General features: G+C 43.6%; 20 protein-coding genes. 19 read left to right on the forward strand and 1 reads right to left on the reverse strand.

The window, feature by feature from the left end:
- The first annotated feature begins 164 nt into the window (after positions 1-164).
- The 11 genes from pcrA to rlmD all read left to right on the forward strand — a co-directional run bounded on the left by pcrA (position 165) and on the right by rlmD (position 15,530).
- Positions 165-2,435: a DNA helicase PcrA gene (gene pcrA / locus DESME_RS04460; RefSeq protein WP_006715050.1), complete on the forward strand. Its 2,271-nt coding sequence runs from the start codon at positions 165-167 to the stop codon at positions 2,433-2,435.
- 60 nt (positions 2,436-2,495) lie between these two features.
- Complete coding sequence (locus tag DESME_RS04465) at positions 2,496-4,130, forward strand: putative manganese-dependent inorganic diphosphatase (RefSeq protein WP_006715049.1); 1,635 nt, start codon at positions 2,496-2,498, stop codon at positions 4,128-4,130.
- Positions 4,131-4,229: 99 nt separating this feature from the next.
- Positions 4,230-6,281 (forward strand): NAD-dependent DNA ligase LigA, encoded by a 2,052-nt coding sequence (ligA, locus tag DESME_RS04470; RefSeq protein ID WP_006715048.1) that lies wholly within the window; start codon positions 4,230-4,232, stop codon positions 6,279-6,281.
- Between the two features lie 287 nt (positions 6,282-6,568).
- Complete coding sequence (gatC, locus tag DESME_RS04475; protein WP_006715047.1) at positions 6,569-6,853, forward strand: Asp-tRNA(Asn)/Glu-tRNA(Gln) amidotransferase subunit GatC; 285 nt, start codon at positions 6,569-6,571, stop codon at positions 6,851-6,853.
- A 26-nt stretch (positions 6,854-6,879) separates the two neighbouring features.
- The gene (gene gatA, locus DESME_RS04480; protein ID WP_006715046.1) at positions 6,880-8,355 is read left to right on the forward strand and encodes an Asp-tRNA(Asn)/Glu-tRNA(Gln) amidotransferase subunit GatA; all 1,476 of its coding nucleotides are present in this window, start codon (positions 6,880-6,882) and stop codon (positions 8,353-8,355) included.
- A gap of 1 nt (position 8,356) precedes the next feature.
- Positions 8,357-9,811 carry an Asp-tRNA(Asn)/Glu-tRNA(Gln) amidotransferase subunit GatB gene (gatB, locus tag DESME_RS04485; RefSeq protein WP_006715045.1) on the forward strand — a complete coding sequence of 485 codons (1,455 nt, stop codon included), beginning with the start codon at positions 8,357-8,359 and terminating at the stop codon, positions 9,809-9,811.
- A 217-nt stretch (positions 9,812-10,028) separates the two neighbouring features.
- Complete coding sequence (gene nifV / locus DESME_RS04490) at positions 10,029-11,177, forward strand: homocitrate synthase (RefSeq protein ID WP_006715044.1); 1,149 nt, start codon at positions 10,029-10,031, stop codon at positions 11,175-11,177.
- A 151-nt stretch (positions 11,178-11,328) separates the two neighbouring features.
- Entirely contained in the window at positions 11,329-12,147 is an 819-nt protein-coding gene (fdhD, locus tag DESME_RS04495) for a formate dehydrogenase accessory sulfurtransferase FdhD (protein WP_006715043.1), read from the forward strand.
- Between the two features lie 55 nt (positions 12,148-12,202).
- On the forward strand, positions 12,203-13,342 hold the full coding sequence (locus DESME_RS04500; protein WP_025248660.1) for an aminotransferase class V-fold PLP-dependent enzyme: 1,140 nt from the start codon (positions 12,203-12,205) through the stop codon (positions 13,340-13,342).
- 112 nt (positions 13,343-13,454) lie between these two features.
- The gene (locus DESME_RS04505) at positions 13,455-14,168 is read left to right on the forward strand and encodes a type II CAAX endopeptidase family protein (protein WP_006715041.1); all 714 of its coding nucleotides are present in this window, start codon (positions 13,455-13,457) and stop codon (positions 14,166-14,168) included.
- 24 nt (positions 14,169-14,192) lie between these two features.
- Positions 14,193-15,530 carry a 23S rRNA (uracil(1939)-C(5))-methyltransferase RlmD gene (gene rlmD / locus DESME_RS04510; protein WP_006715040.1) on the forward strand — a complete coding sequence of 446 codons (1,338 nt, stop codon included), beginning with the start codon at positions 14,193-14,195 and terminating at the stop codon, positions 15,528-15,530.
- Positions 15,531-15,725: 195 nt separating this feature from the next.
- Here rlmD and DESME_RS04515 read toward each other — a convergent pair whose 3' ends face one another.
- Positions 15,726-16,292 carry a TetR/AcrR family transcriptional regulator C-terminal domain-containing protein gene (locus DESME_RS04515; RefSeq protein ID WP_006715039.1) on the reverse strand — a complete coding sequence of 189 codons (567 nt, stop codon included), beginning with the start codon at positions 16,290-16,292 and terminating at the stop codon, positions 15,726-15,728.
- A 285-nt stretch (positions 16,293-16,577) separates the two neighbouring features.
- Here DESME_RS04515 and DESME_RS04520 point away from each other — a divergent pair, with 285 nt between their 5' ends.
- The 8 genes from DESME_RS04520 to DESME_RS04555 all read left to right on the forward strand — a co-directional run bounded on the left by DESME_RS04520 (position 16,578) and on the right by DESME_RS04555 (position 22,721).
- Complete coding sequence (locus DESME_RS04520) at positions 16,578-17,693, forward strand: 4Fe-4S binding protein (protein WP_006715038.1); 1,116 nt, start codon at positions 16,578-16,580, stop codon at positions 17,691-17,693.
- 210 nt (positions 17,694-17,903) lie between these two features.
- A complete protein-coding gene (locus DESME_RS04525) occupies positions 17,904-19,097 on the forward strand; it encodes an NAD(P)-binding protein (protein WP_006715037.1) in 1,194 nt (397 codons plus the stop codon).
- Positions 19,098-19,153: 56 nt separating this feature from the next.
- Positions 19,154-19,897, forward strand: coding sequence for a hypothetical protein (locus DESME_RS04530; protein WP_006715036.1), 744 nt, complete (start codon positions 19,154-19,156; stop codon positions 19,895-19,897).
- A gap of 27 nt (positions 19,898-19,924) precedes the next feature.
- Positions 19,925-20,269 carry a hydrogenase maturation nickel metallochaperone HypA gene (gene hypA, locus DESME_RS04535; RefSeq protein WP_006715035.1) on the forward strand — a complete coding sequence of 115 codons (345 nt, stop codon included), beginning with the start codon at positions 19,925-19,927 and terminating at the stop codon, positions 20,267-20,269.
- 65 nt (positions 20,270-20,334) lie between these two features.
- The gene (gene hypB / locus DESME_RS04540; RefSeq protein ID WP_006715034.1) at positions 20,335-21,003 is read left to right on the forward strand and encodes a hydrogenase nickel incorporation protein HypB; all 669 of its coding nucleotides are present in this window, start codon (positions 20,335-20,337) and stop codon (positions 21,001-21,003) included.
- Positions 21,004-21,207: 204 nt separating this feature from the next.
- Entirely contained in the window at positions 21,208-21,384 is a 177-nt protein-coding gene (locus DESME_RS16035; protein WP_167998826.1) for a hypothetical protein, read from the forward strand.
- Positions 21,353-22,372 carry a HoxN/HupN/NixA family nickel/cobalt transporter gene (locus tag DESME_RS04550; RefSeq protein ID WP_006715033.1) on the forward strand — a complete coding sequence of 340 codons (1,020 nt, stop codon included), beginning with the start codon at positions 21,353-21,355 and terminating at the stop codon, positions 22,370-22,372. Before DESME_RS16035 ends, DESME_RS04550 begins: the two co-directional genes overlap by 32 nt.
- A gap of 127 nt (positions 22,373-22,499) precedes the next feature.
- Positions 22,500-22,721, forward strand: coding sequence for a hypothetical protein (locus tag DESME_RS04555; protein WP_167998827.1), 222 nt, complete (start codon positions 22,500-22,502; stop codon positions 22,719-22,721).
- Positions 22,722-23,000 lie beyond the last annotated feature (279 nt).

The following is a 23,000-nucleotide window of genomic DNA, read 5'->3' on the forward strand; positions in this document are numbered from 1 at the left end:
ATTGTACAACTTATCACTAATTATAAAGCCTGACTACAAAGATAAGTAGGCTAAGTTGTTGGTTAATATGTGAATATATGTAAAGATGAATAATGAATACTTCTCCTCGTCCACTCCGAGATATGGTATAATAGAAAGTCGAAAAAGTGAGGTGGAGTGGGAAAATGTATCGGTTAGAAGATTTAAACCCGGTGCAGCGTCAGGCTGTCGAACATCGAGATGGCCCTTTATTGATTTTAGCAGGGGCAGGTTCCGGAAAAACGCGAGTCCTGACCTATAGGATTGCCCATTTAATTGCGCAAGGAATTGATCCCTGGAATATTCTTGCGATTACCTTTACGAATAAAGCCGCTCAAGAAATGCGTGAACGAGTGGGCGCTCTAGTTGGAAGTGAAGGACATGGGCTCTGGGTCGCAACATTCCATTCTGCTTGTGTTCGAATTTTACGGAGTGAGATTGAACAGTTGCCAGGTTATACGCGTAGTTTTGTGATTTATGATTCCAGTGACCAACAAGCGGTTATCAAGGCGTGTATGAAAGAATTAAATTTTGATGAGAAGAAGTTAGCTCCCCGAGCAATCGGCGGAGTGATTAGTGATGCCAAAAATAAGTTGCAGGGTCCAGAGGAATTTTCACGACATGCCACAGATTATTTCGAGCAAAAAGTTGAGAAAGTTTATGAACTTTACCAAAAAAAGCTTAAAGCAAATAACGCCTTAGACTTTGACGATATTATCATGCTGACGGTTCGGCTCTTTCGAGAGAATCCAGAAGTCCTGGATCATTATCAAAATAAATTTCGTTATATCATGGTTGATGAATATCAAGATACGAACCATGCTCAATACGCACTGGTCAATCTTCTGGCTAAAAAAGATCGAAATCTCTGTGTCGTGGGGGACGATGACCAGTCTATTTATATGTTCCGAGGCGCAGATGTCCAGAATATTTTAGACTTTGAACGGGATTATCCTGAAGCGAAAGTGTTAAAGTTAGAGCAGAACTATCGCTCCACGCAGCATATTCTCGATGCGGCCAATTCCGTGGTGCGCAACAATACCGAACGCAAAGAAAAATCACTCTGGACGGAAAATGAGGCGGGGAATCCTCTTGTTTATTATGTTGCAGAGAGTGAGCACGATGAGTCTCGTTATATTGCAGAACGGATTCAACGCTTGAGGGATGTGGAAGGTCGTAAATTTAATGATTTTGCGATTCTCTACCGCACCAATGCTCAGTCCCGGGTCATTGAGGAACGCTTTATGAAGCAAGGTATTCCTTACCGGATTTTCTCAGGCTTAAAATTCTATGAGCGCATGGAAATCAAAGATACGATCGCTTATCTGCGTATTCTTTATAATCCCTCTGATCAGGTGGCTTTTTCACGTATTCTTAACGTTCCGAAACGGGGGTTGGGAGAGAGTACCTTAGAGAAGATTCTTGAATATGCCAACGAGCAAGAGATGCCTATTCTGGATGCCATCATGGAAGCTGATTATATTCCCGACTTGACGACACGTGCTAAAAAGCCGTTATTAGCCTTTGCTCATCTGATGCAGGAGTTGAAAGTCCTCGCACTCGAAGAAAGCTCGGTGACGCGTTTGGTGGAGGAGATCCTGAAGCGAACGGGTTATTGGGACTTGCTCACCGTTGATAAATCACCGGAAGCAGAAGCACGTTTAGAAAACTTGCGCGAGTTCTTATCGGTAACAGCCGAATATGATGAAAAAGCGTTGGATCAGGATGAAAATAGTGCTGAGAGCGAAGATGAGGAAGAATATTTTGTTCCTGGAATTGCTGGCTTCTTGGAGCAGGTTTCACTTGTGGCGAGTATTGACTCTTTAGATCCGGCTGAGGAAGCCATTGCTTTGATGACGATTCACAGTGCAAAAGGGTTGGAGTTCCCAGTCGTCTTTCTTGTGGGCATGGAGGAAGGAATTTTTCCGAGCAGTCGCTCGATGATGGAGCCAACCCTGCTCTCCGAAGAAAGGCGCTTATGCTATGTTGCCATTACACGTGCTAGGGAGAGACTTTATCTTACCTATGCAGAACAACGGATGCTTTATGGCAGAACACAATATAATCGGCCTTCGGAATTCATGGAAGAGATCCCTCCTCAATTGCTTGTGGACCGTGACCCGATTGATCCACCACCGACGCGTATGAAAAAACCGCAATCTCAAGGCGGAAACGGAGGAATCCGAAATTCCGAAGGACGTTCGACGTGGGGAACGTGGGATCGAGAAGCCGGAAACCCAGTTATAGCACCCTCGACGTCTGATTATCATGTTGGGGAAAAAGTGGAACATGCGAAATTTGGCAAAGGAATCATCGTTTCGATTAAAGGCGAAGGAAGTCAGGCTGAAATTTCGATTGTGTTTGGTGGGCAAATTAAGAAACTCATTGCTGAGTATGCTAAGCTTACAAAACTCTAAATGATATAGCTTTATTGCAGCATTTGTTAAAATAATAAAATGTGGAAGGGACAGTTAGAATTGACAGAACATGTATATGTAGTAGGACATAGAAATCCAGATACGGACTCGATTTGTGCGGCAATATCGTTTGCGCGCCTTAAACAACGAATGGGACAGGAAAATGTCGTGGCCTGCAGGGCAGGTAAAGTGAACCGGGAAACAGAATATGTTCTTAATGCGTTTAATGTGCCTGCTCCAGAGTATTTGGCTGACGTGAATCTTCGTGTTAAAGATTTGTTAAATGGCCCCATCCCCACAGTTGATCCTAAGACTCCTTTACAGGAAGCTTGGCAGATTATGAAGAAAAACAGCCAGAAAACGTTGCCGATTGTGGATAGAAATAGGCGTATGCTGGGGATGATTTCGGTGGGGGACCTGTCCGGGTCTTATATTGAAAATATGGGTGATTTAGACTTTGGCAGCCTTCATATTTCAGCACAAAACGTCGTTAAGACGCTCAAGGGAGAGATTTTGGTCGGCTCTGAGGATCAAGAACTTCAAGGGTGCGTCTATGTCGGGGCGATGCATCATAAAACGTTTGAAACCTTCATTCAGCCTGGTAATGTCGTTTTGGTTGGCGATCGGGTGACAGCTCAAGAAAGCGCACTTCGGATAGGTGTCTCAGCCCTTATTTTAACGGGAGGGGCAAAGCTATGTGAGGAGTCAGAGAAATTGGCTCGTGAAAAAGGAGCCATTGTTATTTCTGTTCCGACAGATACATTTACCGCGGCACGTCTTCTGCCCATGAGTGCTCCGGTCCAAAGCATCATGAAAACGGAAGGAGTTGTCACCTTCCAGGAAGATGATCTGATTTCAGAAGTCCGCCAAAAAATGCTGGAAACGCGTTACCGGAACTATCCCGTGTTGGACGAGCAGGAACGGGTTGTTGGCCTAATCAGTCGTTATCATTTATTAAAACTGAATCGAAAAAAATTGATTCTTGTGGACCATAATGAATGGGGGCAAGCAGTTAAAGGCGCTGAGCAGGCTCAGGTACTTGAAGTGGTTGACCATCACCGGGTGGGTGGAATTCAGACTACAGACCCGATTAGCTTTCGTAATGTACCGGTGGGTTCAACGTGTACGATTGTAGCGAAGTGTTATCAGGAACAGGGGATTGAGCCTGAAAAAGGAATTGCCGGAATTATGCTCGCAGCTATTCTTTCAGATACGGTCATCTTCAAATCTCCAACCTGCACGGAGGCGGATAAAGAGATTGTTGCCTATCTCGAAAAGATTGTGGGAATCGATGCTAAGGAATTTGGAATTCAAATGTTCAAGTCCTCGTCGAATTTGGCGGAACGCAAGGTTGAAGAATTGATCGAAGAAGACTTGAAGGAATTCGCTGTGAGTGACTTCAAAGTCGGAATTGGTCAAGTCAGTGTGATGGGTTTGGATGGAATAGACGCCCTTCGTGAAGAATTAAACAAAAAACTCGAAGCAACACGTGGCGATAAGGGGTTACATTATTTACTTCTGATGATTACGGATCTGCTCGAGGAGAATACGGACCTTTGGATTGCTGGAGATAAGCCTGAAGAAATCGCCAAGGCCTTTAATCTGCCTCTCGTAGAGAATAGGGTCTTCTTACCGGGTGTCCTTTCTCGGAAGAAACAAGTGGTTCCGCCGTTAACGAAGTATTTTTTGGGTTAAAATAGATTTAACGAACAATTTTTGCTGCTTGAGTAAGAGCTTAAAGGCGTTGCATGGATTTTTGGTTTAGATGAATATCCTAGAGAGGGGAGTAAATACATGGCAGATGATCAGCAAAAAGAGCAACCAAAGTTTGATGAGTCTCAACTGTTTCAACGTCTGCAAGAGCTGAAAGAGCGGATTCAAGAAGCAAATTATCAGTATTACGGACTCGATCAACCTAAGTTAACAGATGCTGAATATGATGCTTTAATGCAGGAACTGCTTGCTCTCGAAAAAGCCCATCCAGAATGGAAAACTTCAGATTCACCCTCCCAAAGAGTTGGGGGATATATCGCGAAAGAATTTCCGAAAATTCGTCATGCTGAACCGTTATTGAGCTTAGATAATGCCTTTAATGCTGGAGATTTACAAGAATTTGACCGGCGAGTACGCATGGTTGCACCTCAAGCGGAGTACGTCGTTGAACTCAAAATCGATGGTTTAACTGTTGCTCTTACGTATGAAGACGGAGTGCTGGTTCGGGGTGCTACACGTGGTGACGGTGAAGTTGGCGAGGAAATTACCGCCAATGCGCGGACAATATCCACAATCCCTTTGCGTTTGCGCAAACCTCTCTCTCGTTTAGATGTTCGTGGGGAAGGGTATATGCCAAAATCATCATTTGCTCAGCTTAACCAAGAGCGGGAAGAAGCTGGATTATCCACCTTTGCTAATCCGCGCAATGCGGCTGCTGGGTCCTTACGGCAACAGGATTCGAAAATTACAGCCCAACGGCGGCTCAGTTATTTTGCGTACCAAGTTCTGACTCCTGAGGGGACAGAACTAGCGTCACAGACTGAGGTGTTGAGCTTCTTGCAAGAGCAGGGTTTCATTGTGAATCCTGAATTTAAGATATTCAGCACGATTGAAGATGTAATTGGTTATTGTGAAGAGATGGCGGAAAAACGCCATACCTTTATTTATGATATTGATGGGCTTGTGATTAAAGTGAATGATATGGCTCAGCAACGTGAACTTGGATTTACGGCGAAAAGCCCCCGTTGGGCGATTGCTTATAAATTTCCGGCTGAACAAGTAGAAACTGTGGTTGAAAGTATTGAAATTCGTGTCGGACGGACCGGAGTACTCACACCGACGGCCAATCTAACGCCTGTTTTGGTCGCAGGTTCAACCGTTAGTCGAGCTACGTTACATAATATTGATAATATTCGGGATAAGGATATTCGGATTGGCGACCATGTCCTGCTGCAAAAAGCGGGAGATGTCATTCCCGAAGTGGTTCGGTCTTTGCCTGAAAAACGGACGGGGATGGAACTGGTTTTTGAAATGCCAGAGTACTGCCCTTATTGTCATAGCCCGGTTATCCGAGAAGAAGGAGAGGCGGCACACCGCTGTACCAGTATTTCTTGTCCTGCCCAGCAACGTGAAGCGATCATTCATTTTGTCTCTAGAGATGCGATGAATATCGACGGGTTAGGACCCGCCGTTATTGTTCAACTTTTAGAGGCTAAACTTATTCAGGATGCGTCAGATCTCTATACCTTAAAATTCGAAGACTTAGTTGAACTCGAGCGGATGGGGAAAAAGTCAGCAGAAAACCTGCTTAAAGCGATCGAGGAAAGCAAGGGACGGGGATTGGCGCAGTTGCTCTTTGCTTTAGGAATTCGACATGTCGGAGCGAAAGCAGGAAAAATCCTTTCTCAACAGTTCCGAAGCATGGAAGCCCTGGAACAGGCAAAATTGGAAGAGTTACAAAGCATTCCTGATATCGGCCCCACGATGGCACAAAGCATTCTTCGCTTTTTCCAACAAGATAGTTCACAGCGTTTTTTAGCCAAGTTGCTTGAGGCCAGAGTGATAATGACAGCTGAGGAATCAAGTCATCCGCAAATTTTCGCCGGGAAAAGCATTGTGGTCACAGGTTCCTTAGAACATTATGATCGCCAAGGAATCGAGAGCTTAATCGAAGCTTACGGAGGAAAGGCCGCCAGCAGTGTCAGTAAAAAGACCGCTTTTGTTGTCGCTGGAGAAAAAGCTGGTTCAAAACTTGCAAAAGCCAAGGAACTTGGAGTCCCTGTGCTTAGCGAAGAAGAATTTACAAAGCTCTTGGAGAAGGAAAACGGAAAAGCTGTTGAGAGTAACGATTAAAGACCTGAAAGTGTGGCTTAGCGCACAGGAATGAACGATTTGCGCGGAGGGGCGCTAAGGCGCACAACGCTTCCGTGGGTTAGCGTAGCCACTCGGTTCACTACAGGTACTACCCTGAGGTTTGGCGAAGCTCCCGCGGAAACGAGTGCGCCAGCCCTGGAGTGCTGAGTGAATGGATGTGCGCTAAGACACATGACCCAAGCTTTTTCGTTAACGAAAGTGCTTGCTCCCAGCGAACTCATTTGTTATAGTAAATTTAATTATTTTGCCAAAGGATGGTGATTTAGGTGAAAATTTCCCGCCAAGAAGTAGAACATGTCGCCATGTTGGCGCGTTTAGAACTTTCCGAAAAGGAAGTTGCAACCTATACAGAACAGCTCAATTCAATTCTTGATTATGCAGCCATGTTAGACCAGCTGAATACAGATGAGATTAAACCTACGGCCTATGCCGTGCCGCTTCATAATGTTATTCGCGAAGATCAGGTCCAGCCTTCTCTCGAACGTGAAAAGGTACTGGCGAATGCTCCTGTTGCGGAAGATGGTTTTTTCAAGGTGCCTCGTATCGTCTGATAAATTAGAAGGGAGAACAGCTAAGCATGGAGATCACATCCCAATCTATTGGAGAACTGCATGAGCTTTTAGCCGCCAAGAAGATTAGCGCGGTTGAGCTTACCCAAACGATGCTTCATAGAATTAAACATATAGATCCAGAAGTAAAAGCATTTCTTCAGGTTACAGAAGATTTGGCCTTAAGCCAAGCAACACAGGTTGATGAGAAAATTGCGCGGGGTGAAGCGATCGGAGTCTTAGAAGGTATTCCGATGGCCCTTAAGGATAACCTGAGCACTGAAGGCATTCGGACAACCTGTTCCTCGAAAATGTTGGAAAATTTTATTCCACCGTATAACGCAACCGTAGTCGAGAAACTTAGAGATGCTGGGGCAGTTATGCTCGGGAAGTTAAATATGGATGAGTTCGCGATGGGTTCCTCCACGGAAAACTCTCGTTTTTTTGCAACGTGCAATCCTTGGGATTTAGAGCGGGTTCCCGGAGGATCTTCCGGAGGCTCGGCAGCGTCAGTTGCCTCTGAGGAAGCCGTTTTTACCTTGGGTTCAGATACCGGTGGTTCTATTCGCCAGCCAGCATCCTTTTGTGGAGTCGTTGGCCTCAAACCGACTTATGGTGCCGTATCCCGTTTCGGGTTAATTGCCTATGCTTCTTCTCTGGATCAAATTGGGCCAATTACGAAAACGGTTGAGGATAATGCTCGGGTTCTTGAGGAAATCGTCGGTCATGATCGTAAAGATTCGACTTCCGTTTCGTTTGAGGTTCCCAATTATGCAGAATTTCTTGCCCAAGATGTGAAAGGACTGCGTATTGGTGTACCCAAAGAATATTTCGCAAAAGGCTTAGATGAAGGCGTTAAAAAAGTTTTAGATGAGGCTCTTGCGACATACCAAAGATTAGGGGCGATTGTTGAAGAATGCTCACTCCCTCATACCGAATATGCAATGCCTGCTTATTATTTGATTGCGACAGCTGAAGCAAGCTCAAATCTTGCCCGGTATGATGGTGTGCGTTATGGCTATCGTACAGAAGAGGCAGAGGATGTCTTGAATCTGTTCAAAAAGACGCGCTCGGAAGGGTTTGGGTCCGAAGTTAAGGCCCGAATCATGCTGGGAACCTATGCTTTAAGCGCAGGTTATTATGATGCTTACTATTTAAAGGCGCAAAAAGTAAGAACCCTTATTCAAAATGATTTTAATAAGGCCTTTGATCAATTCGATGTACTGCTTTCTCCGACTGCGCCGACGACGGCGTTTAAAATTGGAGAAAAATCAGGAGATCCGCTAACAATGTATCTATCCGATGTTTGCACAGTACCCATTAACCTCGCAGGGATTCCGTCGCTTTCATTGCCAGCGGGCTTTGTTGAGGGGATGCCGGTAGGAATGCAACTCATGGGTCGTCCTTTCTCGGAAGGAACCCTTTATCGCGTAGCCCATGCTTTTGAACAAAATACCGATTTCCACACACGGAAACCGAGTCTGGTCAAAGGAGGCTCGCGTTAAGATGAGTATATTAGATCGTTATGAAATGGTTTGCGGAGTCGAAGTCCATGTGGAGCTCGCGACCAAAACAAAGATTTTCTGTAATTGCAGCACAGAATTTGGCGGCGAGCAAAATACGCATGCCTGCCCAGTTTGTTTGGCTTTACCAGGAACTCTGCCGGTGCTTAATCGGGGCGTTGTGAATCTTGCGATTAAAGCAGGACTTGCGTTAAACTGTGAAATTGCTGAGTTTTCCAAGTTTGATAGGAAGAATTATTTCTATCCTGATTCCCCGAAAAATTATCAGATTTCACAATATGACTTACCAATTTGCAAACAAGGTTGGGTCGATATTGAAGTCGATGGCGAAAAGAGAAGGATTGGGATTACCCGTGCCCATATGGAAGACGATGCAGGCAAGCTCGTACACAGTGGAGAAACGATTTCAACTTCCTCTGAATCGGCTGTGGACTATAACAGGACTGGCGTTCCCCTTCTTGAGATCGTTTCCGAACCCGATATGCGCTCGATCCCTGAAGTTTTGGCCTTCCTTGAAGAATTGGTGAAGATCATGCAATATACGGAAGTCTCTGACTGTCGGATGGAGCAAGGCTCAATTCGTTTTGATATCAATGTTTCCCTAAGACCATGGGGGCAAAAGGAATTCGGGACCCGTACAGAATCGAAGAATTTGAATTCATTTAGTTCAGTTCGGCGCTGTCTAGAGTATGAGATCGGTCGTCAAGCTGAGCTTCTGGACGACGGGGACGAAGTTATTCAAGAGACGTTGACCTGGGATGAAGGACGAGGAATTACCTTATCCCTCCGTTCTAAAGAGGAAGCTCATGATTATCGCTACTTTCCAGAACCTGATCTACCTCCGCTCGTCATCGATCGGGAGTGGGTCGAAAACGTTCGTCAAGCCCTGCCTGAACTGCCTGCTGCCCGCAGAGAACGGCTTAAATCCCTTGGCTTATCTGATTATGATGCAGGCGTAATTACGAATACTAAAGCGCTTTCTGACTTTTTTGATGAAGCCATGAAGCGTTATGCTGATGCTAAAAATCTGGCGAACTGGACGATGGGGGAATATACACGTCTCCTCAATGCTCAAGGGGTTAGTGTTGAAGAATCTCCAGTTAAGCCACAACAACTGGCAACGCTCCTTGGACTAATTGATAAAGGAACGATTAGTGGTAAAATCGGGAAAACTGTGATTGAAGAGATGTTTGCTTCAGGGAAAGATCCAGAAGTTATTATCAAAGAAAAAGGCCTAGCTCAAATCAGTGATGAAGGCGCCTTACTCAAAATCGTCGATGAAGTGATTGCTAAAAATCCTCAATCAGTCGAAGATTACAAGGCAGGAAAAACACAGGCGATTGGCTTCCTCGTTGGGCAGACGATGAAAGCGACAAAAGGGCAGGCTAATCCCGGTGTTGTCAACAACCTGCTGAAGGAGCGTCTGGCTCTACAGTAGAATATCTGAACGATTGTTATCTATATGGCGAAACGCTTCTTTCTTTTCAAATTCGATTTGAATCAGAAAGAAGCGTTTTTGCTTTATTTGATCTATAATACAAATCCGATAAATAAGTATACAGTATAACAGTAGAATTAGAGTTAAACTAAAGGAGAGTTAGTGATAGTATGTTAGATAGCTATAACCTTATGAGTTAAAAGAGAGGTAGAATGAGATGGTTAAGAAGCATTTAACAATTGTGGATACCACTTTAAGAGATGGAGAGCAGACCGCAGGCGTGGTTTTTTCAAACCAGGAGAAATTGATGATTGCACGAATGTTAGATGATTTAGGGGTGCAGCAGATAGAGGCTGGAATTCCTGTAATGGGTGGGGACGAGCAGCGTGTTATTAAAGAAATTGTAAACTTAGGCCTTAATGCAAGTATTATGGGTTGGAATCGGGCCGTTATTAAAGATATTCAAACGTCTCTAGATTGTGGATGCGATGCAGTAGCCATTTCGATCTCGACCTCAGATATTCATATTGAGCATAAATTGAAAACCACCCGCGAGGATGTTCTGGAACGGATGGTTAAAGCAACTGAATTTGCGAAGAAAAATGGGGTTTATATTTCAGTTAATGCAGAGGATGCCTCTCGTTCTGACATGGATTTCTTAGTTCAGTTCGCGCAAGAAGCGAAGAAAGCAGGGGCTGACCGTTTGCGTTATTGTGATACTGTCGGCATTCTCGATCCGTTCACAACCTATGATCGGATTACGGAATTGATTGAGAGAACAGGCCTTGATGTTGAGATGCATACCCATAACGATTTTGGCATGGCAACGGCAAATGCCCTGGCTGGGGTTAAAGCAGGTGCAACGCATGTTGGTGTTACTGTGAATGGACTGGGCGAAAGAGCAGGGAATGCGGCTTTGGAAGAAGTTGTCATGGCTCTTAAACATCTTTTGGATACTGATCTAAATTTCGCGACAGAACGATTTGTCGAAGTATCCGAGTTTGTGGCGCGTGCTTCGGGTCGAGAATTACCCGTATGGAAGGCGATTGTGGGAAGCAATATGTTTGCCCATGAATCGGGAATCCATGCTGATGGCGCCTTGAAAAATCCCTTGACCTATGAGGTCTTTAAGCCGGAAGAAGTCGGACTGGAACGACAAATCGTGATTGGTAAACATTCAGGAACAGCTTCAATTAAAGCGAAGTTTTGGAATGAATATGGCAAGGAAATAGGCGATGAGGAAGCCAATGAGATCCTCAAGCGAGTACGTGCCTTGTCTGTGGATATGAAACGCTCACTTTTTGATAAGGAACTTGTATATATCTATAAAGAGATGAAACGTGTAGCAAATTTAAAAGACATCTAAGGGACAGAACATAATAGGAAAACGGCGGTTTTGAGAGTATTTCAAAACCGCCGTTTTTGGATTAATTCGCTTAAGCAACGCTCTCCTAATTATAAAGGGTGGCAGGATTTACTAGCGGATGGGCGAATATTAAGCCTAGGGGGGTGTTGCAATGGAAGGTAAATTAAAAGCGGATGTTATAGAAACTGAAGTAATCAAGATTAAAGGTTTCAATAATCAAATTGTCAGTGAGCAGGTTGTGGTCGAACAAGCACTCACCGTCTATCTCAATGACGAGGAATTTATAACAATAGTCTGTTCCCCTGGGCAGGAAAAAGAGTTGGTGATCGGTGTGCTCTGTTCTGAAGGGATTATAAAAAAACTAGATCAACTGACGAAACTTTCAATAGATACGAAAGAGGGCTTAGTCTGGGTTGAGACGAGTGTTAAAAGAGCTATGGGCGAAGCCATGTATCTTAAACGTTATTTGACATCCTGCTGTGGTAAAGGAAGAAGTTCCTTCTACTATGCCAATGATGCCCGATTAGCCAAATCCATCCAGAGCTCGCTGCAAATTACCTCTCAAGCAGTTAGCCATTATATAAATCTTCTGGAAGAGAATTCAGAATTATTCCATCTCACCGGCGGGGTGCATGGTGGAGCCTTGGCTTCAGCTGGACAACTCGAGTATAGTGCTTTTGATATCGGTCGTCATAATGTATTGGATAAATTATATGGATATGCCTTTACAAAAGAAATGGATCTTTCCCAAAGAGTCATTGCCTTTAGTGGACGAATGTCATCGGAAATTGTGATTAAAGCAGGTAAAATGGGATGCCCTATTTTGATTGGCGTTTCTGCTCCCACCGATTTGGCACTTACGCTTGCTGAAGAACTTGGAATTACGGTCATCGGTTTTGCACGACAAAACAGGATGAACATATATACTCATCCAGAACGTGTCCTTATATCTGAAGAGCGATTTGCTTAAATAAAGAGATAATCGATAGAACGAATTTTAAAGTTTTCTGCAAGGGGGAGCGGCTCTGATCTATTTAGATAACGCAGCTACGACGTGGCCTAAACCAGAATCTGTCTACCAGGCGGTGGATCAGTGTATGCGGAAAAAAGGAGCCAATCCTGGTCGCTCTGGACATCATATGTCTTTAATGGCTGGACAGATTATTTTTGAAACACGTGAGCTTATCGCCCAATTGTTCAATATTGCTGATCCTTATCAAGTTATATTTACCGCTAATGCTACCGAAGCACTGAATTTGGGAATTAAAGGGCTATTAAAGTCTGGTGATCATGTCATTACTAGCTCATTCGAACACAATTCAGTGGCACGTCCCTTGGAACGCATGAGAACTCAAGGTGTTGAGGTGACAAAGCTTCCTGCTTTAGAGAGTCAGGGAGTGTTACCTGCTCAAGTAGAAGAAGCGATCCAAAGCAATACTCGACTTATTGTTCTTAGCCATGCTTCCAATGTTACCGGTGTCCTTAATCCTATCCGCGAAATAGGCAAGATCGCACAGGATAGGGGTATCGTGTTTATGGTGGATTCTGCCCAGACCGCAGGAACATTTCCAATTGATGTTCAGGCCATGGGAATTGATTTACTGGCCTTTGCTGGACATAAAGGATTACTGGGCCCGCAAGGGACAGGAGGTTTATATATTCGAGAAAATTTAAACCTCATTCCGCTTAAAGAAGGGGGAACAGGGGGCAATTCTGAATTTCTCACCCAACCTAAAATTTGCCCGGATCGGTATGAAAGCGGTACTCTCAACACGCCCGGCATTGCAGGTTTGGGGGCAGGAATTGGGTTCATTTTTCAGGAAGGCCTTATGAAAATCAGAGAAAAAGAAAGAATTTTAACCGAACGACTATTGAATGGCTTAGAAGAAATTCCAGGAGTGATTCTTTACGGACCTCCTCGGGGCATCGAAAGAGCTCCCGTTATTTCTTGGAATATCGAGGGTAAAGAACCTTCTGAAGTATCCTTCCTTCTGGATAAAATGTTTGATATTGAAACTCGGTCAGGTCTCCATTGTGCTCCTGATGCACATCGTACGCTGGGAACCTTCATCCGAGGGACAGTTCGGTTAGGTTTGGGGTATTTCAATACGAAAGAGGAAGTCGATCAATGTTTGGAAGCGATTGCTAGCATCGCTAGGGAATAGTTCTTATTTAACAGGGGATAAATCCCTAGACACTCTGGGGTGAGTCCGTTAAAATAAGAAAAGAAACAAGAAGATTTTAATTGGATTAAATCTATTTTGAAGAGGAAAATTGATGGAAAAACTTAAAAATGAAGCAAAGGTCCCGCTTAAAAATCCTCGCTGGAATATTTGGCAAGGGCTTTTTTTGTTACTATTGATTCTTTTAATTGAATTACCCTTAGGCTGGCTAAATTCGCCGCAGAAATTAGATCAGATGCAAGGTTTCTTGCATTTTTTAGCGGTCGGCATAGGAGAGGCAGTCTTGTACCTGTTTCTTCTCCGTCTTTTTATGAATTTAATGCATGGCTCGTTTCGGGATTTGGGGTTTGTTCGGCCAAAATCGAAATATGTACTACTCGGATTTCTAATGGGTATATTCCTCTTTCTTACGATTGGGCTTATGGGGAATTTCCTGAGTAATCTGTTAGGTACCCCGGCACCCCAGAGTTTTACCTTAACGGTTATTGGGTCAAACTATAGTTGGCAGATGCTACTCCTAATGTTCTTGGGGGGGGTACTCGCTCCTATTAAGGAAGAAGCCTTCTTTCGGGGACTTATTTATCCGCCGCTTCGTCAGATGCTTGGCAGGGGAAAGGGAATTCTTTTGAGTGCAGGATTTTTCGCGGTTTTGCATTCTGATCTTATTCGTTTTCTCCCTCTTTTTGTGGGGGGAATCATCTTAACGTGGCTCTATGAAAAAACATCGAGCATTTGGCCTTCGATAATTGCACATGGAACCTGGAATATTTTAATGGCTTTAGCGCTTTGGATTCAAAAACTAGAGTAAACATGAGCAGAAGGGTTTGAAAAGGTGAAAGAAATCAACAACAGTTACAATAAAAAAAATGAGAGCATTATTATAGAGTGTCTAAGGATTTCCTCAGATGGCTCTGGAGTAGGGTATGACCAAGAAGGGAAAGCAACCTTCATTCCCGGAATGTTGCCTGGAGAAAAGGGTCAAGTGTTAGTCACAGAAAGGAAAAAGTCCTGGCAGAGAGCGCAACTTTTATCTCTTGAAAATGAGGTAAAGGAGAGGATGAATCCCCCCTGTCCTGTTTTTGAAGTTTGTGGTGGTTGCCAGTTACAGCATCTCGATTATGCTGAGACCCTCAAGTGGAAAGAAAGCTGGGTTAGGGATGCGTTAGAACGCATTGGAAAAATTAATTTAGAACACGTAAATGTGTACCCCACGCTCGGTATGGAAGAGCCCTGGCGGTACCGGAATAAGGTTCGCCTGCATCGAAGCGCTTCTGGAGAATTGGGTTATTATCAAGAAAAGAGCCGGGAAACGGTTGAGTTCCCGGATTGTTTGCTGATTAGCGAATCCATGAATGAATGGGTGCGAAAGATTAGGGATGGGCGGAAGGAAACATCAAGACCCCTAGTTAATGCACTGGATAAAATTCGAAACATTACGTTTAGAGAAAACTCAAAAGGGGATGGCATGATCATTTTCGACTCAATGTCGATGACTGATATTCCTCCGGAGATTTTAGTGTCCCTAAAAGAGGTCATGAGCGCTGATCCGAAAATTCAATCTGTTTGGGGTATCAATCATCAAGGCGTCCCTGAATTATTGTGGGGACAGGAATTTTTAACCGAAGAAATACTAGGATTGACGTTTAATTTATCGCCGCTTGCATTTCTCCAGGTTAATCCACTTCAGACACAAAAGCTTTACTCTACTGTTTTAGATTGGACGAATATTACAGAAGAAAGTCAAGTTTGGGATCTCTATTCTGGAATTGGAACGATTACCTTGGCCTTGGCACAAAGAGCTAGGAAGGTGTGGGGAATCGAAGAAAATCCTTATGCTGTTGAGGATGCGAAAATCAATGCCGATTTGAATCATATTTCTAATGCTGAATTCCTCCAAGGCAAAGTAGAAGATGTGCTTCTTCAAATTCCGCAGAGCCCAGATATCGTCGTTTTAGATCCTCCACGGGCAGGGGTTCACTCTCGGGTCCTCAATTCCCTGATTGAAGTTAAACCGGAGCGGATTATCTATGTTTCTTGCGACCCAGGTACGTTGGCACGGGACGCGGGGATACTTCAGAGAGCGGGTTACTTCGTGAAAAAGGTTCAGCCAGTTGATATGTTTCCTTGGACGCAGCACGTTGAGACTGTTGTGTTGATAGAGCGGAAGTAGCTTGGTAGTACAGGGCTTAGCGGTTTTTTGGCAAAATTTAAATGTGTTTTATATGTTCCCTCAGACTAATGTTCTGAGGGGACTTTTTGTCGTTAAACTCAATAATCGTTGCTTCTAAAACTCCGGGAAACCTGTAGAGGCATTCTTCCATTTCCCTGGGATAAATACGTTTAAGCCTGAACGAGATACGCATTATCAGCTAGAACAGCCACGTGAGTCGTCAATAGGAAAGTAAAACGCTAGGGCTTCGGGACGGCTGTTTATGATAGTTTCGGCTATCAACTCCTCTGCTTCCACCATACCGCTTTGTATCCAGTCAATATAAATACCAACAGCTCCGTGACAGTAAAAGTCGATAGCGATTTTTATGGCCGGAGAGATAGCCTTGAGTCCATACTCTTTATGCAAAGCGCCTGTATAATAATCTACGCACCAACGATAGTAAAATTCCGGGAAATTACACGGGTTGTCGTTTTTGACCATTGCCGAAAAAAAGTAACTATTTTCCTTTGTGAAATTAAGAACGGAGAGTACTCCCTGATAAGAGCGCATGGCACGCGTCTTCTCAATTCCCTCAACAAAATCATATAGCACATAATTGATCAGAGTGTACTTGTCCGCAAAATGGTTGTAAAACGTCTGCTTGGCCGTTTGTGAGCAGTCAAGTATGTCTTTTAGCGTAATTCTACTGAGAGGACGTGCTTTTGCTAAAGAGAGCAATGTATTTTTATACAAGTCTTTCGTTGCTTTACTCACGGACATACAGTTACCTCCACTCGTGTTATAGAGAGTCCCTCCAAGAAAAGTGTAAATACTGCCCAAAGTCAGGTTGAGCCATTGTCTTTAAAAAGCAGAATTTTTCTCAAAGAAGTCAACAATATAGACTTTAGGATTTTTTCGTCTGTTGATGCGTTTAATAAACAACATTATATTTAGAAGTGTCAGAGGTATTTTATCCAGATATCAGTCTTTCTTATCATAATCCCATTGTGAAAAGGCAGTCAAGCACAAAGCGGCAAGCAAAAGAATTAAAGAGGAGCGATTTACATGCTGAAAGTTAAAAACCTCACTCAAGCGGAAATCGAAGAAAACTATGTCAAGCTGCGCGACAGGATGAATGAGTTGAGCTTCGGTTATTGTCCGACGGAATCCGGCATCGAATTTGTTCTGCTCAAACGCTTCTTCACCCCGGAGGACGTAGCATACTGGCTGGAGATGGAGACAGAAACGTACTTCACCGCTCAGCGGTACGCAGAAATAACCGGGATAACCCTTGAGAGTGCGTCTGAAGTACTTGAAGATATGTCCCATAGGGGACTGCTCTACAGGGTACGCCGTGGCGGAAGAGCCGAGTACTATGTTGTTCCGGTAGCTCACGGCGTATATGAGTTCAATGTTAACCATTTGGACGAGAAAGATTGGACAACGGCTCTTGCCGGCCATTTTGGACAGGGGATGCTTCAGCAGGTATACGATGCAGACATACCGTTCTACCGTTCCGTTCCTATCAATATGGATGTGGTGAAGGGCAGCGAGGTCTATCCTTACGATGATATTGTGGAGCAAGTCAAACAGTATAACGTTTTTGGCGTCTCTACCTGTACCTGCCGCCAGCTCAACAAGACTTTAGGCGCGCCAGATATGGGCTTTGAAATGGAGACCTGCATCACTTGCGGTGAAATGGCGGAGTTTTATATCGAAAATGGTATAGCACGGGAAATTACCATTGACGAAGTATTGGACATTCTGAAGAGAAGTACCGAGAAAGGTATGGTCACTCAGTGTGTCTATTCCAAGAACAGCGAGATCGTTTGCTCCTGTCATGTTGACGGCTGCGGTATCCTCCAGGCAGCCAAACTCTTCGGCGGCAATGCTACCAGGAACATTAGCAATTATCACCTGGAGCAGGATCAGGATCTCTGCATAAGTTGCGGCAAGTGTGTGGAACGGTGTCCGATGCACTCAATAAAGATGGATGAAGAAAACAAACCTGTCGCTGACTCATCTTGTGTAGGCTGTGGTCAATGCGTTTCCGTCTGTCCGGTACATGCTAAAGTGCTGGTGAAAAAAGAATCAATCAATAAACTGCCTGATTCGATTTTTGATGCTTACAGTCAGATGCAGGAATATCGTAAGTCCGTTGGAAACCTCTCGAAAAAATAATCCCCTCAGCGAGGTCTCGCTGTATGCATGAAATGGCATAACAGAAAGTGTCGGTTCGTATAGAGCGTATTATCAGGTATAGAAATATAAGTGAAAGAGGCACAGGTATTCGTATGTCTGTGCTCTCTTTATACCATGAAGATTGTAAACACGCGATATAGCCAAGTTGTAGATTTGATGGAAAGTAGTTATCAAGGAGGTTAGTATATTATGAGTAATTTTGACACTGAAACTATCATCGTTGGCGGTGGTAGTGCGGGGATGTCCTGCGCTTATGGGCTAAGGAAGGAGAACCGGGCGTTTACACTCATCTGTGACCGCATAGGCGGGCGTATCGTGTATGATTCTAAGCTAGACATGAATTATGGCGCGGTTTTTTATTTTGGGAACTACCATCATATGTTGGGCTCAGGGATTTTGACACCCGGCCCCGATGTTCTTCCGAGTTTGCGCCAGGGATGCTGCCACCCAGATGATCACAAGCAATTCGCGGCACTCTCAGCTCACACCCTGGGGCATGCCGGCAGTCTGTTGAAGTTTCAGAGCTATATGAAGAATAAATTCCTGCCCCATTACGAAAAGTTTAAGAAAGAGTGTGAAACCCGTGAAGTCGCTTCTGTTCTCAAGGACGACCCTTTCATGAGCGATCTGTTCTACAAAACAGCCGATAAGATGATTGGGGAGGTCGGTTTTCAGAAAATTGCCGATGACCTTGTGAGTCAGTTTGCTCATGGGTGCACAGGTACGCCAATCAAGAAGCTTTCGGCACTGGATTACTTGAATTGTGTCCAGGCTTTGGTTATGGATTTGAAGCGTTTTCGTTTTGAAGCGGATCGAATAACTCGTGAACTGTCTGAGAACAAAGGTAAAGTTGTTTTTGATATGGTGAACGCCGTTGAGAAGATCGAGGGTGGCTGGCGCGTCTCTACTGCAAATGGCAACAATTTCACAGCGGAGCATCTTGTGTTGGCAACTCCCGCCAATGTGACCAGAGACTTGCTGGCCACTGTAAGGGAAGTAAAACCGTTAAAAATAAGAAATGCATCCGTATTGCATGCTTATCTAATTAAAGGGGAAATGAAAGCACGCTACAGGAAGCACATCGTTCATATCTTTAATGATTCAATCCCTATTATTTTTACCGCGCGAAAGCGTTTGGGCATCTATGAAATTTTTACAGAAATACCTTTTGAGAATCACTTTGACAAGTATTTTGATGAATGGGAAGTATTGGGGCATAAATATTTTGATCATGCTCTATTTACAAACCCGAACCTGGTGCTTCCTCAGAACCTGGCTCCTGGGTTGATAATGGCTGGTGATCATAATGGCCTGGGAATGGAGCCGGCGGCGATCAGCGGTGTGTACGCTGCAAACAAAATACTCGGAAGAACACAGGACTAAAGCTGTATCACAGAGTTTTTGTTAATTAATTGTTGGGTGAAAGGAGAATGCTAAAAATGGGATTTATTCAGTCCTTTATAACAAATCATACTGCTTGGTTTGTTCTAATTTGTATCGCGGTTTTTGGAATCTTATTAGTAGCTGGATTATGGAAATATGGTTTAGGGTTACCACTGACAGAAAAGGAAAAGAAGATGCGGTTACCGGGAGATGAACTGCTTGGGGACAAAAAAGACCCCAGCATGCGCCTACAATTAGCCCTTACAATAAATGTTCCCCGAGAAAAGGTCTGGCCTTATTTAGCTCAACTTGGCCAGCGTCGGGCGGGATTTTACAGCTTTGGGGCATTGGAAAGGTTTTTTACTTTCCATATCTATAACACGTATTCCATTGTCGATGAATGGAAGAATATGTATCCTGGAGAGTTTATCTTTTATCATCAAGACGGTATAGGGTCTGAAGTAAAAGAAGTCAAAGAAGGAAAATATTTTACATCTATTTCTGATTCACGCAATCCTTCCAAGTTTCAAGGAGCGATAGGATTTGTACCACCTTTTGCCTTAAGTTATTTTGCTTGGACATGGAATTTTCATCTCTTGGATGAAGGAAACGGTAAAACTAGATTTATTACGCGCTGTGATTGTAGTTTCGCTCCTTTCAAGGGTTGGCGTAAGTTTATAATTATTTTCCTTCTGGGGACGCCTTCGTTTGTGATGTCCAGAAGAATGATGGAGATTATTAAGGACTGCGCTGAAGGCAGGAAAAAAGATTCTAGACTTCTTAGTAAATTTGCAGGGTAAGCAATAAATTAAAAAGAGGTAAGCACGATGCATGAAATGGCCCTTACCGAAAACGTAGTGGAAATAGTACTGACACACGCCAAAATGGCCAATGCGGAAAAAGTTATTCAGGTCAAGCTGAAAATCGGAGAGCTAAGAGACGTGGTCGACAGCTTGATCGAAAAGTGTTTCCGCTATATGGCCCGAGGGACCGTCGCGGCTGAAGCCATACTTGAAATTACCAAGGTACCGTTTGTTGTCAAGTGCGGTGACTGCGGTTCGGAGTATCCGGAATCGATAGGGGATTGTACACAGTGCCGCAGCTGCGGCAGTAGGAATTTGAAACTGGTAAGCGGCAAGGAGTTTCTTGTTGAAGAAATAAAGATAGTTTAGGCGGAATATCAGATGATGACAAAAGCGATTTACCGACGCAATTTAGGATGGAGGCGTAAAAATTTATGGACACTTTTCGCGTAATAGAAGTAAAACAGAGCGTCTTGGCTGACAACGACAGGGAAGCGGAAGGCCTGAGGAATGAACTGAAGAAGAATAAAACCTTCCTTCTGAACCTGATGTCTTCGCCTGGCTCCGGGAAGACGAGCACCCTGGTCAGAACGATCGGTATGCTGGGGAACGAGTTCCGGATTGGAGTCATGGAAGCGGATATCGACTCCGATGTGGATGCGCGGACTATTTCCATGACCGGTGCCAAGACGGTCCAACTCCACACCGGAGGCATGTGCCACCTGGATGCGGGCATGACTAGGCAAGGTCTTGATCATCTGGGAACCGGAGATTTGGATATAGCAATTCTTGAGAACGTTGGAAATTTGGTCTGTCCGGCGGAATTTGATACGGGTGCCGTTAAGAACGTGATGATCTTATCTGTGCCGGAAGGGCACGATAAGCCGCTGAAATATCCGCTGATCTTTACAGTCTGCGATGCTCTACTGATCAACAAGATCGATGTGATGCCTTATTTTGATTTTGATCTGGAAAAGGTGAAGGAATATGTGCATCTGCGCAATCCGAATCTGAAAATCTTCCCTGTTTCCGCCAAAACAGGAGAGGGCATGGAGGCGTGGTGCGATTGGCTGCGCCAGCAAGCCAATGATTGGCTGAAATAGAGCGGCTTGGATAAAATTATCCCTGTGGTATATATTCACCATAGGGATAATTCACTATAATCAATATTGAACTTGTGCAATAGTTCTTATTTGACTGCTTGAAAAATCATATCATTTATCATTGAAAGCCGGAGAGAGGAATATGTCAGTAAACAATGCAACAAAAAATATACAAAAATGTGCTTACGCTGGCATGAACTTGACATGAATTATGGTGCGGTTTTTTATATTGGGAACTACCATCATATTTTGGGATCAAAGCTCTTCAGCGGGCATGTGCCGCTTGCGGGAGTGCCCTTCTCTCAGGAAGAAGAAGTGGATCCATACAAGCTTTTTAAGGGAGGAACTTATGAAAAATTTACGTCCAACGATTTTCATTAATCGTCCAAAATGGCTTCGTTACAGTATTTTGATACTTGGGATACACTTACTAGGACTCGCGCTTTTATTCCCAGTAGTTGGCGTATATCCTCAATTTTTAGGGATTGCCTTTCTAGCATATACTCTAGGCTTAAGGCATGCCTTTGATGTTGACCATATAACAGCAATTGATAATACGGTACGAAAAATGATGCAGCAGAAACAGGAACCGACTGGGGTAGGATTTTTCTTTTCACTGGGGCACTCCTCAGTAGTTTTTATAATGGCTCTAATTACATCTTTTTCTATGACCTGGGCAAAAGAAAATATACCACAATTACAAGCTATTGGTGGTTTAATAGGAACGGTTGTCTCTGGAGGGTTTCTACTTTTAATAGGGTTATTTAACCTGTACATTTGGTTCGATATTTATCGGTTATTTAAAAAAATGCATAGAGGGAAGTTTGATGAAGGAAACTTAGAAAAACTTCTTTTAAACCGTGGCTTTATTTCACACCTTTTCAGACCATTTTATCAATTTATTAGTAAAAGTTGGCATGTTTACCCGCTTGGATTTCTCTTTGGTTTAGGGTTTGATACAGCGTCGGAAGTGGCTTTACTTGCAATCTCTGCAAATGCTGCAAGTACATCAATGCCTTCTACAGCAATTTTATCCTTACCAGTTTTGTTTGCCGCCGGTATGAGCATGATGGACACAGCTGATGGGGTTTTTATGATCACTGCCTATGATTGGGCTTTCTCTACACCCCTAAGAAAGGTCTATTATAATTTATCGGTTACTGGAGTATCCGTGGTAGCGGCATTATTTATAGGGTTAATAGAATTAGCCCAGATTGTGACCCCGAAACTCGGACTCAACGGTAGCATTTGGGAATGGATTCAAAAACTTGACCTCAGTGGTATTGGTTACTTGTTGGCTGGACTATTTGTATTTGGGTGGGGAGTCTCTTTTTTATTATGGAAGGTATTAAGGTTGGAACATGCGTAAGGATATTATATTGCCTACATTAGGCAAGGGGTTCCGTTGTCTTAGGATAATTTTATAACTCGGGGGCGAGATTAAGTCAATCTAAAACAGGATGGCGAAACAAAAAGATTAACAAACCGAACGGGCAATGCGGGAAAAGAGGGTGGAGGAATTAAGTGATTTTCTGATAGCTCAGGAGAGTGATCTTGCAAAGTTTTACGATATGCTATTTCGAAGATTTGTTGAAAAAGTAAAGATTCAATCGATGGCGGAAGTAGAGTTTGTGAAAGAAGAAGTTTTAGTAGCAATTAAGCACAATGATGGAAATATTTCTCTTATCAAATATGATGTATCAAATGTATTTTTGTAGTTCCATTTGTTATCCTCTCCTGCGGGTGAGCTATATGTCGTTAGATTTGACGCTTACTGTTAACCACTATATGTAGTGGTTTTGAAGCAAAAAAAGGGCAAAAACCGGGCTGAAAAATGCCAGTTTTTGCTCTTTTTTATGGGGAAATATAGAGGACATAGTGGGTTTTCAATGGGGATTGAGATTTATGTTATATATTCGAGAGTGAACAAAAGATTTTCTTCTCTGGAGATGACAGAGAAATTTATATAATAAAGGATATAAATTGGAATTTGAAAA

Origin of the sequence: Desulfitobacterium metallireducens DSM 15288 (assembly GCF_000231405.2) — a bacterium.
Classification (GTDB): Bacteria; Bacillota; Desulfitobacteriia; order Desulfitobacteriales; family Desulfitobacteriaceae; genus Desulfitobacterium_A; species Desulfitobacterium_A metallireducens.